This is a genomic window from Endozoicomonas sp. SESOKO3 (assembly GCF_024606255.1).
Window position 1 is genome coordinate 1 of sequence record NZ_JAHHPR010000075.1, and the last position, 1,127, is coordinate 1,127.

Here is a 1,127-nt window from a genome sequence, read left to right on the forward strand (position 1 = left end):
TTTGGCGTTGATGTTAAATGTGATTAACCTTGTTCTCTTCCCTGAATCCAATGATAAATACATAGACTTTGGCGCCAATGCCAACAGCGCGGATGAGCATGACGATTGCTGGAAGGACATTCCTGAGGTCAGTCGCGAAAGCACACAAAACAACTCAATCGCATCCCTGAAAACAAATGGTCTGCCTCTGGTTGAAATGCAACGTTACAAAGCTCGTCTTTGTGAATTTTACCTTAAAGAGTACCGGGAATATTTTCATCGACTCTGGGAAGAATGCTCAGAAAAGAGTCAATTAACCATAGCAAAACACTGTTTGCGTCATCAAAATGTTGCCGTTAGCCCTTTAACCACCAAGGAGTTTTCAAATTTGTTGTCTGAAGAGCACGACCAGAAATATTGGCTGGACATCTATCTCGCTAACATGAAAAAACATACAAAAAATGAGGATGAGTGGTACAGCATGCTTCTGGACTATGGCAGGAAGTGGGGCGAAAACAACCGATTTTATTGAGTTCGAATTGCCTACCCTCCTCAATGTGGCACTGCCCATGTGATTTCAATTTATTGTTCATTGCTGCCTATGCCCACCGTGCCAACTATCTCTTGGTCACACCCCAAGACCTCCTGCCATTCGGCAGCTGCGGAGGTGATCTTATAATTCTGCCCAGTCTTCACAGAATGGTTGGAACTAACTATTGGGTTAAAAGTCCAAGTTATATCTGGTTTGGCTTTTCTTAATCAGATCGTCATAGCAAGGACAGCAGTGAGGGTTAAAAAAATGGATTCGCTCCGTATTAAAACAATAGAACAGACGTGTTTCGCCGCTTGCGTCAGTTCATCTGACAATATTGATAAGACAGGCACCGCTTTTGCCAGAGAAGTGAGTAGAAGTGAAGATGTAATGCTCCCGGCGGTTGCTTCTGCAAAGCAGGATGAGGCGATCAATAGTGATTTCATGTGCAAGGCCGGGCATAAGGTAGCCGTTACTGATATTGCCCCGAAAATAATTGACACGGAACTGGAAACGCTGACCACTGAACCGGTAAAAATGCGTCCGAAAACAACGAACACAGAAACAGCTAATTTTCCGGTCATTGATCCATCGTTGATCGAATCCACTCAGGTAG

At 44.0% G+C, this 1,127-nt stretch carries 2 protein-coding genes; both read left to right on the forward strand.

All coding sequences use genetic code 11. The features are described from left to right. A partial coding sequence (locus KDK18_RS01240) for a hypothetical protein (protein WP_257252616.1) occupies positions 1–511 on the forward strand: 511 nt, incomplete at its 5' end. A gap of 267 nt (positions 512–778) precedes the next feature. Beyond that, a partial coding sequence (locus KDK18_RS01245) for a hypothetical protein (protein ID WP_257252618.1) occupies positions 779–1,127 on the forward strand: 349 nt, incomplete at its 3' end.